The sequence below is a fragment of the Flavobacterium album genome (assembly GCF_003096035.1).
Lineage (GTDB): Bacteria > Bacteroidota > Bacteroidia > Flavobacteriales > Flavobacteriaceae > Flavobacterium > Flavobacterium album.
The window spans coordinates 338765-356262 of the sequence record NZ_CP029186.1 but is presented as its reverse complement, the minus strand read 5'-3'; the positions used below and the strand labels follow the sequence as shown (position 1 = coordinate 356262).

Here is a 17498-nt window from a genome sequence, read left to right as displayed (position 1 = left end):
CCATGGCAAAGATCATAACTATGCCGCGCCTTAGCGACACCATGACCGAAGGTACTGTGGCTACGTGGCTTAAAAAAGTGGGCGATACTATAAAAGAAGGCGATATACTTGCAGAGATCGAGACCGATAAAGCCACGATGGAATTTGAGGCCTTTGATGCAGGTACATTACTATACATAGGGATTCAGGAAGGCGAGACCGCCGCTGTTGACTCCGTATTAGCAATTATTGGGAAAGAGGGCGAAGACTATAAAGCGCTTCTTGATGGCAAGGCGGCACCTGCCGGCGATGCTGAAAAGGAAGAAGAGCCGAAACAGGAAGAAAAGCCTGCTGAAAAAACTGACGAGAAGTCAGAAGAAAAGCCTGCCGAAGAGAAGAAAGCCGCACCTGCTGCCGGACTTCCAAAAGGTGTGGTAGTAGTTACCATGCCACGCCTGAGCGATACCATGACCGAAGGTACTGTAGCGACATGGCTTAAAAAAGAAGGCGATGTTATAAAAGAAGGCGATATCCTTGCGGAGATCGAAACCGATAAGGCGACGATGGAATTCGAATCATTCAACGCCGGAACACTTCTCAAAATAGGAATACAGGAAGGCCAGACCGCTGCTGTTGACAGCCTTCTTGCTATCATAGGCCCTGCCGGTACGGATGTATCGGGTATTACAGGTAAAGAAAGCGCTGCCCCTGCTGCTGAAAGCAAAAACGAGGACAAGCCTGCCGAAGATAAAAAGGAAGAAGCTGCTGAAGCTCCAAAAGCCGAAGAAGCTGCCCCTGCCACTGACGGCGGAAGAGTATTCGCTTCGCCACTGGCACGCAAAATTGCACAGGAAAAAGGCGTTAGCCTTAACCAGGTGAAAGGAAGCGGCGAGAATGGGCGCATCGTTAAAAAAGATATTGAGAACTATACGCCACAGGCTGCACAGCCGGCACAACAAGCTGCTCCTGCACAACAGGCTGCTGCACCTGCCGCTGCTGCCGCTCCGGCTTATGTCCCTACAGGGGAGGTAGCTACCGAGGAAGTGAAAAACTCGCAGATGCGCAAAACCATTGCGCGCCGTTTGTCAGAGTCTAAATTCACCGCGCCGGAATACAGCCTTACCATCGAGCTTGATATGGATAATGCTATTGCGAGCCGTAATGTAATCAATGCCGTGCCGGATACAAAAGTATCGTTCAACGATATGGTGATCAAGGCAAGTGCAATGGCGCTTCGCAAACACCCGCAGGTGAACACGCACTGGAAAGACGATGTGACAGTTTACAACAAGCACATCAGCATTGGTGTAGCTGTAGCGGTTGACGAAGGCCTTGTAGTGCCGGTAGTTAAGTTTGCCGACAACATGAGCATGTCACAAATTGGCGGAGCAGTAAAAGACCTTGCCGGAAAAGCGAGGAATAAAAAGCTTACTCCTGCCGAAATGGACGGCAGCACGTTCACAGTTTCAAACTTAGGTATGTTCGGGATACAGGAATTTACCTCGATCATCAACCAGCCGAACTCAGCTATACTTTCAGTAGGTGCTATTATCCAGAAGCCAGTTGTTAAGAATGGGCAAATCGTAGTAGGCAACACCATGATGGTAACCCTTACCTGCGACCACCGCACGGTAGACGGCGCAACAGGTGCACAATTCCTGCAAACGCTGAAACAGTATATAGAAAACCCGGTAACGATGCTGGCATAAGCCAAAGCCGTTCCGGTTATAAATACAATACCCGCCCTGGATATCAGGGCGGGTATTTTGTTATACTTATTGCAAGTTCCGGAGGAGCGCGTGTAAACTGCGGAACAATTTTTGCTTCAAAATAAACAAATGAAAGGGATATAATGAACCTGTTTAACGATACCGATATTTTCACCGGGAGCCAGCCCAATAAAACGATATTCGACCTGCCGGATACCGACCTGATGCTTTTTGAAGGATTTTTCACAAAAGAAGAATCAGACCGGTATTACGACAACCTGCTCCACAATACAAAATGGAAAGAGACCGACCTGACCATTTATGATAAAACCCACATTATTCCCCGGATGGTGTCGTGGTATGAAGATAAAACCAATCCCGGCGCCGATCCCAACGGCAATGACTGGACACCCGAACTGCTCACCATCAAGACCAAAGTGGAAGATGAGGTGTCTTTTAAATTCAATGCCGTTTTGCTAAATCTGTACCGCAATGGTAAAGACGGCGTAGGCTGGCACAGCGACCGCACGGAGAACTTCGGCAAGAACCAGGTTATAGCTTCGGTCAGTTTTGGCGAAACCCGGCCTTTCCGCCTTCGTCACAAGACCCGTAAAGACATACCAATGGTTGAAATACCGCTTACCCACGGCACCTTGCTGCTGATGGCAGGGACTACACAAACGCACTGGGAGCACCACATCCCGAAAACGGCGAAGGATATCCTTCCGCGGGTCAACCTTACATTCAGGCAGGTGAAGCGCCAGTTGTAATTTGGGATTAGCTGATTTTTAAAGTTTTGATTTTGCTGTCCTCAAATGTAAAATTATAATGTAAACGTATCGGGCTGCCGTCAAAGTTTCCGGATACAAGCACCTGGAGCACACCTTCGTGTTCATCGCCGGAAAAATGTACAGTTTCAAGTTTTGTACGGTACTTTTCATTAGCAGCCTCATTCCACCTGCGGATAGCAGGGATTCCGGTATGTTGCTTCCCTTCGTCGTGCACCACAGCATCGTCCGTGAAAAGTGCTGCAAACGCGGTGCTGTTATAATTGTTCTGTGCGGCAACCAGTTCACTGATGGTTGCAGGTAATTTTGTTTGGTCTTTCATAATACTGCTTTTTAAGTTATACTGTCGGAATGGTTCCGCCATCAATCACATATTCGGTCCCGGTAAGATAGTTAACGCGTGGCGATACCAAAAAGGCTATTAGCTCGGCAACTTCTTCAGGTTCTGCAGGCCGTCCCATCGGTATTCCGCCAAGTGCATCCATAACACTTTTGCCCGCTGCTTCCGTGCTTATGCCCGAACTGTCTGCTATCCGCTCCATCATTCGTACTGATGCCTCGGTCCGTATCCATCCCGGCGATACGGTAAGCACCCTTACGCCTTTTGGTGCAACCTCATTAGAAACTCCCTTGCTGTAGTTTGCCAATGCGGCTTTGGCGGCAGCGTAGGGCAGTGTCGACTCATACAACGGCAACGACCTTTGGATGGAAGCAATATGTATAATTACCCCTGAGGCCTTTGCGAGCATATACGGAAGCAGCCCTCTGTCGAGCCGTACCGCAGCCATTAAATTAGTGTTTAATGTTGTTTCCCAGTGTTCGTCAGTAAGCGCTGCATAGCCCCCGCCGGGTGTTTCAGAGCCGCCTGCGTTATTTATAAGGACATCAACGCCGCCAAAGTCTGCTGTTATAGTGTCAATTACTTTTTGGATGCCATCAGCGGTGCTGAGGTCGGCAGGCACAAAATAGGTTCCTTGTTCTTCAGTTTCGGGCTTATGCCTCGCTGTCACGATAACCTTGGCGCCCTCCTGTACAAGCCTTTTGGCGATTGCCTTGCCGGCACCTTTTGTACCGCCTGTTACAAGTACGGTTTTTCCGGATAAATCATTGTTGTAATTCATGTGCTATTTGTTTATACAGCAAATTTCCGCAGTATATCTGAAATGGGCAATTACGGAAAAACGATTCCGATAGGGATAAATTTATCCCTATTGCATAATTAGCATCAGGGAATTACCTTTACGATATGTACCAAAGAAAAATCCCTATATCATTAAATTGCGGCCTCGACCTGATAGGCGAAGTGCTCTATGGGAAATGGAAGATCCGGATATTATATTTCATTTCTCAAGGATTTATAAGGCCGGGTGAGCTCCAGCGCAAGATACCCGATGCTTCGCGAAGGGTGCTTAATATGCAGCTGAATCAGCTGGAAGCGCACGAACTGGTAACTAAGACCATTTACCCGCAGCTGCCACCAAAGGTAGAATACAAACTGACTGAATTTGGGGAAACACTTATTCCCGTAATAGCGATGCTTGGGCAGTGGGGCGATGAGCATAAGGAGCGCCTGCGAAATGTAATACAAAGGCAGCAGGAGCTTGCCATTAGTGAGGCAAAACAGCAGTAATGAAGTAATATTTTAGATGCTATTGTGTTTTTTCTTACTTTAGCTAAGTAAAACAATCATTTATGAAAAAAGCATTACTGCTGTCGTTATTGTCATTAGGCTGTATCACCTTATCCTGTGCCCAAAGCAAATCATCAAAACCATATAAGGTAGAAGAACAAAACGTAGCTGCTACGCTTAAATTCCTTGCTTCCGACGAGCTGAAGGGCCGCCAGCCCGGCACCCCCGAAATGGACAAAGCCGCACAATACCTTGAGGGCATATTGAAAAAGAACAACATCAAGCCGTATTTCGCAACGTATAAGGACACGTTGAAAAATTATCCTAAGACCGCTTACAACATTGTTGGTGTACTTGAAGGAACTGATCCGGAGCTTAAAAAAGAGTTCATAGTGATCGGGGCGCATTACGACCATATTGGTATGGCGAAGCAAGCGGTGAATGGCGATGATATTTACAATGGCGCCGATGACAACGCAACAGGCAGTACTACTGTAGCCGAACTGGTGAACTACTATGGCCATTCAAGATCGAACAAGCGCAGCATACTGTTCTGCTTTTTCTCTGCCGAGGAAGCAGGGCTTTTGGGGAGCTACCACCTTGCCAAAAAATTGAAGGAACAGGGCTTCAATATCTATACCATGCTCAACTTTGAGATGACGGGCGTTCCGCTTGGGGGCGACAACCTGGCTTTTATCACAGGATACGGAAGGAGTAATATGGCTGATAAGTTTAATGAATATGCAGGCAAAAAGATCATCGGTTCAAATGAGTTCGAGATGAAATACCAGTTGTTCAGGCAGTCGGACAATTATCCGTTCTTTCAGGAATTTAATGTGCCGTCGCATACGCTGAGTACGACCGAAATGAGTACGTTCCCCTTCTATCATAAGCTTGATGATGAATTTGAAGCGATGGATACCAAACACATGACAGCGTTCATACAGCAAATGATACCGGTGGTGGACAAAATGGTGAATGCCAAAACACAGGAAATTGTACTGAAGAAATAATGAAAAACATCATCATTACCGGCACGAGCAGGGGCATAGGCTATGAGCTGACATTGCAGTTCGCGCATGCGGGGCACAACGTTTTGGCCGTTTCCCGCAAAATGCCGCAGTCCCTTATTGATAACCCTAATATCACCTGCCTCAGTGCTGACCTTTCGGAGAATGGAGGGCTTGAAAATATAAAAACGTTTATAGAAACTACGTGGCACAAAGTAGATATCGTGATCCATAATGCAGGCGCACTGATACTGAAACCGTTTACCGAAATAACTGCGGCCGAATTTGAATATATATATAAAGTCAATGTGTTTGGTGTTGCCGCGCTCAACAGGGTGGTACTTCCGTTTATGCAAAAAGGCGGGCATGTGGTTACCATCAGCAGCATGGGTGGCGTGCAGGGGACCGTTAAGTTCAGCGGCCTTTCGGCGTACAGTTCCAGCAAAGGAGCGGTAATAACACTCTCCGAGCTATTGGCGGAAGAATATAAAGAGCAGGGGATAGCCTTCAACGTCCTGGCACTGGGCGCTGTAAATACCGAGATGCTGCAGGAAGCGTTCCCGGGATACCAAGCGCCTTTGTCACCTAAAGAAATGGCCGATTATATTTATAACTTTGCCCTTACGGGTAATAACTATTTTAATGGGAAAGTGCTGCAGGTTTCCGCAAGCACACCCTGATCGTAAATTTGAAGAACGTCTTAGCCCCATATTTGCCTGAGCATGCTGTCGATACGGTTTTTGAGTTGATAAAACTGTATGGCGTGCATTTGAAGATCGTGAACGAGCGGGTTACGCGGCATGGCGATTACAGGCGGGACGAAAGCGGCTACCACAAGATCACGGTAAATTCAAACCTGAACAAGTACCGCTTCCTGATAACACTCATACACGAGATAGCCCACCTCGCGGCATTCGAAAAATACGGGCGAAATATCAAGCCGCATGGCGATGAGTGGAAGCTGACTTTCCAAAAACTAATGGTGCCCTTCATACGGCCCGAAATATTCCCGAACCAATTGCTGCCCTTGCTGGCAAGGCATTTCAGGAACCCGAAGGCAAGCAGCGATACCGATGCTTCATTGTCATTGGCGCTAAAGCAGTTTGATGAGGCAGAGTCTGAAAAGACCTATATTTTCCAAATTCCGTATGGGGCAACTTTCAGGATATACAACGGTAAGATATTTAAAAAAGGGGCGCAGCGGGTAAAGCGTTTTGAATGTTTGGAGGTAAGCACCGGCAGGATGTACCTCTTCAACCCTAACGCCGAAGTAGAGCTGCTGCCGTAGTGTTAAATGAAAATTAAACGTTTTTGAAATACGGGGATTAATTAGAAACTTTACTCAACAAAACAACATTAGCCAGTAAAAATGAATAAAAATTATTATGCAGTATTGATGGCCGGGGGCGTGGGCTCACGTTTTTGGCCGGTGAGCACTGCGCAGTTCCCGAAACAATTCCACGATATGCTGGGTACGGGAGAGACCCTGATACAAAAAACTTTTAGCAGGCTTTCGCAGCTGATCCCCGAAGAAAATATACTGATACTTACCAACGAGATATACAACGACCTTGTATTGGAACAATTGCCGCAGGTAAAGCAGGAACAGGTGGTGCTGGAGCCCGCTATGCGCAATACGGCCCCATGCATATTATATGCTTCGCTAAAAATAAAAAAAATGAATCCCGATGCTGTGATGGTTGTTGCCCCGAGCGACCACTGGATCGAGGATGAGCAGGCGTTCATCAGCAACCTGCAGCTTGCTTTTGATTATGCGCAAAATGACGATGTGCTGATGACCCTTGGCATACAGCCAACATTCCCCAACACCGGCTATGGCTACATAGAATACGGCACACAGGATCATAATGCGATAAAAAAAGTATTCCATTTCAGGGAAAAGCCCGATTATGAAACGGCAAAAACTTTCCTTCAAAGCGGTAACTTCCTTTGGAATGCAGGTATATTCATCTGGAGCGTAAGGTCGGTAGTGCTTGCCTTCGAAAAATTCCAGCCCGAGATGTATTCCCTTTTTGAAAGTGGTTATGATTACTATAACACGCCTTCGGAGCAAAATTTCATCGAGGAAAACTACCCGAAATCACAAAATATTTCGATTGACTATGCCATAATGGAAAATGCGGAGAACGTATTTGTGGTGCCTGCCACCTTTGACTGGAACGACCTGGGTACCTGGGGTTCGCTGCACGATAAGCTGGATAAGGATGCTAACAATAATACGGTGGTCAATGCGAAGCTGTTTATAGAGAATGCTTCTAACAACATCATCAGGACTGATGCAAACAAGATTGTGATCGTAGACGGGCTGAATGACTATATTATTGTAGATAAAGAAAATATCCTGCTGATCTACCCTAAGGAAAAAGAGCAGGAAATCAAGAAAATTACCGAGATTGTCACGAAAAACTCATAGATTATCTGTATAATCTCTGATAAAGTTTTATAGGATGTAGAGGCGTTGCAATGCAACGTCTTTTTGTTTTTTAGATCCCATTGAATTGCATAACAATCCGTAGGGTTTTTGTGTTAAAATTTGTAATCTCCTGATTGCCATGTGCGCAGAATAGTTACCTTAGCCATTCAAAAAATTGCGAATGGATATAAGACTACCTGCCAAAAGGGTGTTATTAGCTATAATAACGCTCGTTTTTTCTTTGGATTGTATTGCCCAATTGCCCGCATTTACACTGGATGTAACGCCTGTTGCCCAAACATGCCTGGGTAACGGTTCGCTTGGCTTTACGGTCGCAGGTAATAACCCGTCCGCTTCAATTGATTATGCCGTATACCTGCTCCCTAATACGACAACGCCTCTTGTAATAACAACTTCGCCGAATGCCACAGGCCTTGTTGCCGGCAATTACCTTGTCGTTGCAACACAATCATTAGGAGGAGAATCCAACACCGCAACCGACACTGTTACCATAGGCAACAATATCATCCCGCTGACCTATTCGCTTATACCAACGCCCGTGCACTGCGGCAACGATGGCAAAATAACCGTAAACGTGCTTACCGGTGTTGCGGTCTCTTACGAAATCATAAGCGGCCCGGTTACGGTGGCGCTGCAATCTTCTAACGTGTTTAACAACCTTCCGGCGGGTACCTACAATGTACGGGTGTACGATAATTGTGGCGAAGCAGTGGTAACAACGCTTCAGTTGGTCCAGGTAAATACCGGACTTACTATTGCACCGGTGGTTTTTACCGGCGGCGAATTGCCCTCGTGCAATACGATAACGATCTCCCATAATATCCAGGTTTCATCATCGGCATACCAGGTTTTTTACCCGCTTACCTGCCAGTTCACGGTATTTCCTCCCGGCGGTGGGGCGCCAATAGTTACCACACAGGTAATAGCAAGCGGTGCGGCAGCAGGCACGCCGCTTTCGGTAAATATCCCCTTTTACTATGGCCAGCAGTATGCTTACAACATAAAGATAACCGATGCGTGCGGCAACGTTTATACCCGCAACAATGTCATCGTCAATAAAACGCTCTCTGTTGAAGTAAGCCAAAATGTTGCCAATTGCGGGGATAATGCCTTTAGCATAAAGCCCAATTATTATGTAGGCCCGGTGACTGTAAATTTCACAGCAGCCCCCACAGGATTTAACCCGGTAGCGTTCAATCCGTCGCACCCGACTTTTGATGATGACCCGATTCCGTATGGCGATGTAGACACCAACCCCGTACCCCATGGAAATTATACAGTACAGATTACCGATGCATGCGGGCACACGGCAACCCAGAGCTTTGAAATACACGATCCCGAAATAACACCCCAGATCGTACCGCAGGTATTGGGCTGCGCTGCGGGAGGCTCGGTTTCGATCGAAATCCCTGGCAGGACGATAACTTCTGTAATAATAACAGCCGCACCTGCTGCCTATCCCGGTACGCTGGATGATGATGTCTCTGAATTTATTACGCCTACCGGATTTTTTATGGAAAACCTTCCCCTTGGGCACTATGCCGTTACCATAACCGATTCGTGCGGCGATGTCTATAACGGGCAATTTGACCTTGCTGCTTCTGCTGTACCACTTTCGGTTTCGCAAAACCCGGGCTGTGAAACGGGATTCGGCTCCCTCAGGATAACTTCTCCCGAGACGACCATGATATCAGTGCGGATAACTGCTGCCCCGGCAACATTTACAGGAACGTTGCCGCTTGTGGTTACGGCCAATATCGCCACAAATGGCAGGTTCTATATGAACTCCCTGCCCGAAGGCGCTTATACTTTTGAAGTAATTGATAACTGCGGGGCGATAACCAACCAGAATGTTGTGATCGAAGGGTATCACATACAGCTGAATGATGTCGCGATAACGCCAAACTGTAATTCTTTCAACCTTAGCCTGCACCACACCAGTAATGGCAACAATCTGCAAACCTTCTGGCTGCAGCGCTACGATCCGGTGGCAGGGGTATGGGAACACCCTATAAGCGGTGCAGATTATGCTGAAGGTGCAACACCCAATACAAATACAGCTTATTTACTGAATAATAATGCAAATAATATAAACATAGGCTCTACCGGCCATTTCAGGGTGATCAAGCTGGCCTATATATGGAGCAATGGCAGTGCGGCCAACTTTAGGTGCCTTGAGCAGATCTATGAATTTGACTTTGATGGAGGCCCCGTAATTACCGATGCCTACAGCTTCCCGTGTGCAGGCGGCCTTACAGAGGTGATCATCGTTGCCGAAGGTGTACCGCCGCTCACCTACAAGATAACATTGAAGAACAACCAGCCTTTTGTGGTTAATAATGGCACCTCCAACCTCTTCTCGGGGCTGGAGCCTGCCACTTATAATTTCCAGGTGACCGATGTGTGCGGGAACATACGCAACATACAATTCGATATTAATTCGCTTGACCCGATAGCGCTTACCGCAGATGGTTTTTGCGAAGGGGAAGCCAGTTCGCTTTCGGTTGACGAATTCTCCTTCCTTAACTACCAATGGTGGAAAGCAGGTGCTCCCGGAACGATATTAAGCACTACAGGCACGCTGAATTTTCCGGCATACAATTCGGCTACGCAGGCAGGGACCTATTTTGTAAGCATTACTTCGCCAACGGTGGGCTCGTGCATCAGCCAGGTACTGCAATACCAGGTGCTGCCCAATACGCTTCCTGTCGCGGGCAACGATAACAGCATTTCTTATTGTAATGACGGCCAACCTCTGAACCTTACCGCTTACCTGTCGTCTCCGCACGATGTGGGAGGAACATGGGAAGATGTAGATGCTACAGGAGCGCTTTCAGGGAATATATTTAATACCGCAGCCATTGCACCGGGAACTTATAGGTTTGCCTATAAAGTAACAGGCGTATGCGATTTGGAAGATGAAGCTGTTATAACCATAGAATTGAAGAACAGGCCCCAGGCACCGCTTATTGCTCCAATAGCAGCGGTATGCGAGGGCAGCACGGTACAATTTTCGGTTACTGCCGCTGCGGGCGCGACCTACCAGTGGACAGGGCCAAATAATTTTATCTCAACGGTACAAAACCCAACTATAACTAACAGCACAGTAGCCCAAAGCGGGAATTATTCGCTTACAGTTACGGTAGATGGCTGTGCCTCGCCGCCATCCACAGTTTCGGTAACAATCAATTCTGTTGCTGTTGCAGGGCAGGATAACAGCCTTTCGTTTTGTAATGACGGGCAGCCGCTCAACCTCGAGGACTATCTCTCCCTTCCGCACAGCACTGGTGGAATATGGCAGGATATGGATAACAGTGGGGCTTTAGCAGGGAACATTTTCAATACTTCCGGCCTTGCAGCGGGAACGTATCATTTCAGGTACACAGTGACAAGCGCGTGCGGCCTTTCCGACGATGCTGTCATAACCATAGAGCTAAGGAACAGGCCTCAGGCTCCGCTCATTGCCCCGGTAGCCCCGGTGTGCGAGGGTGGCGCGATACAGTTTTCGGTTACCGCGGTAACGGGTGCTGCGTACCAATGGACGGGCCCGAATAATTTTACCTCGGCAATCCAAAATCCGTTCATTCCAAATAGCACAACTTCCCACAGCGGGACCTATTCGCTCACCGTTACAACCAATGGCTGTTCTTCCCCACCGTCAACGATTTCGGTAATGGTTAATACTATTCCCCAATTTACAGTAGAAGGCGATAGCATGATATGCGAAGGGCAGAGTTCGTTACTTTCGGTTATTCCCGGGAATTTTGCGCCCAATGCTGTTGCCTATACGTGGTACCACGATGGAGAGCAGATGACAGGCATTGACCAAAGTACCATAGAGGTATTTGAAACCGGCCTTTATAAAGTTGAGGTGGGCAGCAACGGATGCGTTTCGTCCCGCGAAATTACTGTTACACAAAATACGAATGCTTTCGCGGTAGCGCTTGAAGCAGGCTGCCGGGATACGGAATATGTAATCGCGATTACCAACCTTTCCGAAATGCCGGGCGCTTCGTTCTTATGGACAGGCCCGGGCGGCTATTCGCATACGGGGGAGGAAGCTGTTATTACTGACGGCGCATCCGGGGAATATTTCGTTGAGGTGACCAATGCCGAAGGCTGTAGCCAAAACGCATCTATAGTTGTGGACAATACGAGCTGCTTTATACCGCGGGGCATTTCGCCGAATGGCGACGGTCTTAACGACTCCTTCGACCTTTCGAACCTCGATATAAAACATATAGAAATATTCAACCGTTACGGGCTGCAGGTATATGAAAAGGATGGATACATCAGCGAATGGCACGGGCAGTCCCACCGCGGGCACCTCCCTACAGGTGTATATTATTATGTGCTTACCTTATCGGCAGGGAAACAGGTAACCGGATGGGTATACCTGCAACGTGAAATAAAGTAACTCCTGCAACGCAACCTTATAAACACTTTGACGACTATTATATGTTCGGTATAATAGCTTGGATGTTAGGAAATATTAACTACAGTAAACTGCTGATATTCATTTGATTTAAATCTTTGTAAAGATTTTTTATGTTAAAATTTAAAATTATCAGGGATGATTTTAACGTTTCAACTGTTATAATATCGGTATGCCCTGTTTCTCAATGACGGAAAGAGGGCAATACCCCGTTTTTGGGAAGCAGCATCATGTTATTGAGAAGGGTAATTGCATTTAAATCAGGCTGTCATCTTCCGGTATAAAGTAATCATTATAGCGGGCCTTTTGGGCTTTCGGCTGTTAAAAATAAATAAGGCGCCGGTTTGCAGTGTCGGAGAGAATAAAAAAAACCAATCAACTTAAATAATACTTATGAAGAAACAACTATTTTTTAAATTATGCTTACTGCTAACCCTGCTTTCCGGGTTTGGTTCGTATGCGCAGTTGGATCCTTTTACGCTTGATGTAACGGCAACACCGCAAACCTGCCTTGGTAACGGTACGCTTACGTTTACCCTTACAGGAAAAACGGCCGGATCGTCGGTTGCATATGAAGTATACTTACTGCCGAACACAACTACACCGGTTACTGTTGTTACGACAAGTACAGTGAACAGCCTTGTGGCAGGGGATTATCTTGTTGTTGCAACGCAGTCGCTTGGGCCGCTGTCAAACACGGCTACCGACACGGTTACGATAACAAATGCAATAGTACCACTCACATATACCATTACGCCGAGGCATGTGCACTGTCCGGGCGACGGGCGTTTAACGATAAATATAACGTCGGGTACTGCTGTTAGTTATGAAATTGTTTCAGGGCCTGTGACAAAGCCTGTACAGCCAACCAATGTGTTCAACAACCTTCCGATAGGTACTTATCAGGTAAAAGTTATAGATAACTGTGGCAATGCTGTAGTGGTTACCGTGCAGCTTACACAGGTAGCTACCAGCGTAATTATAGACCCGCTGGTTATCGCCCCGGGCCCATTGCCTGCGTGTAACCAGATCACAGTCGATCATTTTTTTGCCACTATAGCAGGCAATGAGATATTTTACCCGCTAACTTTTGAATATACCGTATTTCCACCGGGCGGCGGAGCGCCGATAGTAGTTACACAAACAGTAGCGACAGGTAACAATATAGATAACCATATTTTATCAAATCTTCCGTTCTATCACGATCAGGAATATACCTACAATCTCAAAGTGACAGATGCCTGCGGTAATGTGTTCATAAGGAATAACAATACCATTGACCAGAAATTCGATTTTAATGCTGAGCCGAAAAACGACAGCTGCCATAAATTTTACTTTACCCTTTCACCGACAGTATACAGGGCTCCTTATACCGTAACCTTTGTAAGTGCCCCTGCGGGATTCAACCCGGCAAGTTTCAACCCCGCTTTCCCTACACACAGCGGCGCAACAACTGCTTATGGCTCAGATAGCAACCCGGTACCACTGGGAAGCTATGTTATAAAGCTAACAGATGCGTGCGGGCACACAGAAACACATACGCTTGACCTTACAGATGATGCAACGGCATCAATAGTAAGCACTGTGAGCGGCGATACCTGCCTGGGCCAGATAGGGATTACGGTAACTACAGTGGCGCCAAGGGGTATTGCCAGTGTCATTATGACAAGCGCGCCCCAGGCGTATATTGATGCGCATCCTCCCGGGCCACCCTATGATGTGTCGGCATTTATAACCCCCGACCCCGCTTTCCTTATGGAAAACCTTCCCATGGGCGCCTACTCGTTCCATGTAGTGGATGTGTGTGGTGACGAATATGATCTGAACGAAACGATACAGCCATCGGCGGCCGACCTTCAGCTGACCGATACGCAGCGGCCTGGCTGTACGCTGGGCGATGGTTCTATACGGCTTGGCTCTAATACCAATGTGCTTGTTTCGGTCCACATAACCGAGCACCCTGCTGCCTATTCCGGGCCTGCGGATGTTTCTTTCAACATTAATCCTGTGGATGGTAACTTTTACATGAACTCGCTGCCTGCAGGTGTTTATAAATTTGAAACGGTGGATAACTGTGGTACTGTAAGAACCAAAACGGTTACCGTACAGGGATACCAGGTGGTTACCAATGATGTTGACGTCATACCAAATTGCGGTTCGTTCAATATCAGCCTGCATTATACGAGCAACGGCTCTAACCTGCAGTCATTCTGGCTTCAGAAATACAATACCGTTACCGGTACCTGGGGGCACCCGGGAACGGGAGCGGCTTATGCGGAAGGTTCATTGCCTTCAAATGCCAACTCGGTATTCCTAAGTAATAATACAACCAATATCAACCTGGCCTACACGGGAGAATTCAGGATTGTCAGGGTTTTCTATGTATACAGCAATGGCGCTTCAACCAACTTCCGTTGCCTTGAGATCATTGATACCTTTACTTTCGGCGGTGCACCAACAATCGATGGGGCCTACAGTTTCCCGTGCCTTAATAATACTTCGGAGGTAATAATTGCCGCTGACGGTGTTGGGCCGCTTATCTATGACATCACAACCAAAAATGGCGATCCTTTTGTGGTAAACAATGGCACTTCAAATCTTTTTACCGGTCTTGAGCCGGGAACTTACAACTTCAGGGTAACCGATGCCTGCGGTAACTCGCTGAACTTCCAGCTGGATATCAATGCGCTGGATCCTCTTGCGATCCAGGCAGACGGATTCTGTGAAGGCCAGGACAGTTCGCTATCAGTTCAAAACTTTACGTTCCTTAATTATTCATGGTATAAAGATGGCGCTCCCGGAACGATATTAGGTACAACTAATGTTCTGAACTTTCCCGCCTTTGATGCCGCCGATGCCGGAACCTATCACGTAACCATAACGTCGGATAACCCCGGCTCATGCATCAACCAGACACTCGACTATACGATAGTGCCAAATGCGCAGCCTAATGCCGGAAACAATAATAGTGCATCAATGTGTAATACCGGCAGTGCGATTAACCTTGAGAGCTACCTTAGCAACCCTCACGATGCCGGAGGGACATGGGCAGATGTAAATGGTTCGGGTGCGCTTACAGGCACAACATTCAATACTGCAGGCGTTGTCCAGGGCACCTACCAGTTTACTTATACCGTTACGAGCGCTTGCGGCGTTAATGATGTGGCTACTATAAGCATCCAGCTCAAAGATATACCCGGCGCACCGGTAGTTCCGGCAATCGGTACGCTTTGCGAAGGGGCAAGCATCAACCTTACCACTACAGCCGTACCGGGTGCCGTATATGCATGGACAGGGCCAAACGGCTTTACCTCCGCACTCCAGAATCCTGTAATTGCAAATGCTACTACAGCCCATAGCGGCAACTATTCGCTTACCATTACTGTAAACGGCTGTACATCTGCAACAACCACAATAGCTGTACAGGTTAATGCAGTTCCTGTAGCAGGTAATGATAACAGCATCTCAATATGTAATGACGGGGCTTCGATAGACCTTGCAGGCTACCTTAGTGCACCCCACGATGCCGGAGGTACATGGCAGGATGTGAACAGTACAGGCGCTTTGGCAGGAAGTACGTTCAATACGGCAGGAATCGCTGATGGAACCTACCAGTTTAAATATGTAGTATCAGGCTGCGGCCCGGACGATGAAGCCATTATAACCGTAGAACTTAAAAACAGGCCGGGCGCTCCGGTAGTGCCGGCAATCGGTACGCTTTGCGAAGGAGCAAGCATTAACCTTACCACTACAGCGGTGCCGGGCGCAGTGTATGCCTGGACAGGGCCTAATGGCTTTACTTCTGCAGTCCAAAATCCTGTAATTGCTAATGCAACGGTTGCCCATAGCGGAAACTATTCGCTTACCATTACAGTAAACGGCTGTTCGTCGCCGGTAACAACCATAGCAGTGCAGGTTAACGCGCTTCCTGTAGCAGGTAACGACAATAGTGTTGCTGTCTGTAACGACGGCGATATGATAGACCTTACAGACTACCTTAGCACGCCCCACGATGCAGGTGGTACCTGGCAGGATATTAATGGTACGGGCGCTTTGGCAGGAAGTATGTTCAATACAGCAGGTATCGTCCAGGGAACGTACCAGTTTAAATATATAGTATCAGGTTGTGGCCCGGATGATGAGGCTATTATAACTGTAACGCTTAAGGACAGGCCGGGTGCGCCGGTATTGGCTGCAATTGCCCCTGTCTGCGAAGGAACCGATGTCCAGCTTATAGCTACAGCGGTACCGGGTGCGGTATATTCATGGACAGGCCCTAACGGATTCACATCTGCCGCGCAAAGCCCGCTGCTTAGCAATGCAGTGCCTGGCGCTTCGGGCAACTACTCGCTGACTGTAACCGTAAATGGCTGTTCGTCGCCTGCATCTGTTGTTGCTGTTATTGTAAATCCGGCTCCTCATTTCACTTTTGATGGAAACGCCGCGATATGCGAAGGCCAGACATCATCACTTTCTTTAGTTCCGGCCAACTTTAATGCGAACGATGCTAGCTATAAATGGTATAAAGATGGGGTACTGCAGGCCGATGCTACGGCAGCTGACATAGAAATATCGGAAGATGGTATGTACGAAGCCGAGGTAGAAGTGAACGGATGCAGCACTACAGAGCAGTTTGAAGTTGTGCTCAACACCAATGCGTTTACCGTTGCACTTGAGGCAGGGTGCATTGATTTTAACTATGTTATTTCTATCGTGAACGTTACTGATATCCCGGGCGCGAGCTTTGAATGGTCCGGCCCTGACGGATATAACTCTACAGGCGAATCGGCCGATATTACAAATCTTACCGGCGGCGAGTACGCTGTTAAAGTGACCAATGCCGATGGTTGCAGCGCTGTAGCTTCTATAACTGTAGATAATACCGGTTGTTTCATCCCAAGGGGTATCTCTCCGAATGATGATGAATACAACCAGAATTTTGACCTTACCAACCTTGATGTTAGGGAACTGATGATCTTTAACCGTTACGGCCTGAAAGTATATGAGAAAGAGAATTATAAAAATGAATGGTACGGCCAGTCGGATAAAGGCGACCTGCCAACCGGTACCTACTTCTATGTGGTTACACTTTCCCAGGGGAAACAGGTAACAGGATGGGTGTACCTTCAACGGGAAGTACATTAATACATTACTTTCCAAAACGCACCAAGGCCCGTTCGATTGAACGGGCTTTTTTTATCAAATGCCTAACGCTTTTTTTGATATTACCAATTATAAGTATAAAATAGACTGAAACTTTATTTTAATTATATCTGAAAGGTCTCGAAGACCTTTCATGAAACCAATAACAATCGTTGCGTTCTCAAACTGCAAGGTTTTAAAAACACAGGTTTTCGGAAGAGTTATAAATAATTCATATATCACTCCTCCGGAGTTCTAAGGCATTCATGTTCAACGTCTCTATAAACATATCGCCCCGCTGGGGCTGCCACTGATGAGTCCCGGAGGGACGGAATATTTATAGCAAAATG

Annotated in this window: 11 protein-coding genes; 9 read left to right on the top strand and 2 right to left on the bottom strand. The window is 47.3% G+C overall.

Annotated features, from left to right (window positions below; genetic code table 11):
- The first annotated feature begins 2 nt into the window (after positions 1-2).
- Both HYN59_RS01595 and HYN59_RS01590 read left to right on the top strand, forming a co-directional pair.
- Positions 3-1688 (top strand): pyruvate dehydrogenase complex dihydrolipoamide acetyltransferase, encoded by a 1686-nt coding sequence (locus HYN59_RS01595; RefSeq protein WP_108776599.1) that lies wholly within the window; start codon positions 3-5, stop codon positions 1686-1688.
- Positions 1689-1831: 143 nt separating this feature from the next.
- A complete protein-coding gene (locus HYN59_RS01590; protein ID WP_108776598.1) occupies positions 1832-2458 on the top strand; it encodes an alpha-ketoglutarate-dependent dioxygenase AlkB family protein in 627 nt (208 codons plus the stop codon).
- 7 nt (positions 2459-2465) lie between these two features.
- Here HYN59_RS01590 and HYN59_RS01585 read toward each other — a convergent pair whose 3' ends face one another.
- Positions 2466-2798, bottom strand: coding sequence for a nuclear transport factor 2 family protein (locus tag HYN59_RS01585; RefSeq protein ID WP_181369486.1), 333 nt, complete (start codon positions 2796-2798; stop codon positions 2466-2468).
- A gap of 16 nt (positions 2799-2814) precedes the next feature.
- A complete protein-coding gene (locus tag HYN59_RS01580; protein ID WP_108776596.1) occupies positions 2815-3597 on the bottom strand; it encodes an SDR family oxidoreductase in 783 nt (260 codons plus the stop codon).
- Between the two features lie 125 nt (positions 3598-3722).
- Here HYN59_RS01580 and HYN59_RS01575 point away from each other — a divergent pair, with 125 nt between their 5' ends.
- The 7 genes from HYN59_RS01575 (at position 3723) to HYN59_RS01545 (ending at position 17151) form a co-directional block, all read left to right on the top strand.
- Complete coding sequence (locus HYN59_RS01575; protein WP_108776595.1) at positions 3723-4106, top strand: winged helix-turn-helix transcriptional regulator; 384 nt, start codon at positions 3723-3725, stop codon at positions 4104-4106.
- 62 nt (positions 4107-4168) lie between these two features.
- The gene (locus tag HYN59_RS01570) at positions 4169-5119 is read left to right on the top strand and encodes a M28 family peptidase (RefSeq protein ID WP_108776594.1); all 951 of its coding nucleotides are present in this window, start codon (positions 4169-4171) and stop codon (positions 5117-5119) included.
- Positions 5119-5796: an SDR family NAD(P)-dependent oxidoreductase gene (locus HYN59_RS01565; RefSeq protein ID WP_108776593.1), complete on the top strand. Its 678-nt coding sequence runs from the start codon at positions 5119-5121 to the stop codon at positions 5794-5796. Before HYN59_RS01570 ends, HYN59_RS01565 begins: the two co-directional genes overlap by 1 nt.
- An 8-nt stretch (positions 5797-5804) precedes the next feature.
- Positions 5805-6404: a SprT-like domain-containing protein gene (locus tag HYN59_RS01560; protein WP_108776592.1), complete on the top strand. Its 600-nt coding sequence runs from the start codon at positions 5805-5807 to the stop codon at positions 6402-6404.
- 81 nt (positions 6405-6485) lie between these two features.
- Positions 6486-7550, top strand: a complete 1065-nt coding sequence (locus HYN59_RS01555; RefSeq protein ID WP_108776591.1) for a mannose-1-phosphate guanylyltransferase — start codon at positions 6486-6488, stop codon at positions 7548-7550.
- Positions 7551-7731: 181 nt separating this feature from the next.
- Complete coding sequence (locus tag HYN59_RS01550) at positions 7732-11988, top strand: T9SS type B sorting domain-containing protein (protein WP_108776590.1); 4257 nt, start codon at positions 7732-7734, stop codon at positions 11986-11988.
- 411 nt (positions 11989-12399) lie between these two features.
- Positions 12400-17151, top strand: coding sequence for a gliding motility-associated C-terminal domain-containing protein (locus tag HYN59_RS01545; protein WP_108776589.1), 4752 nt, complete (start codon positions 12400-12402; stop codon positions 17149-17151).
- Positions 17152-17498 lie beyond the last annotated feature (347 nt).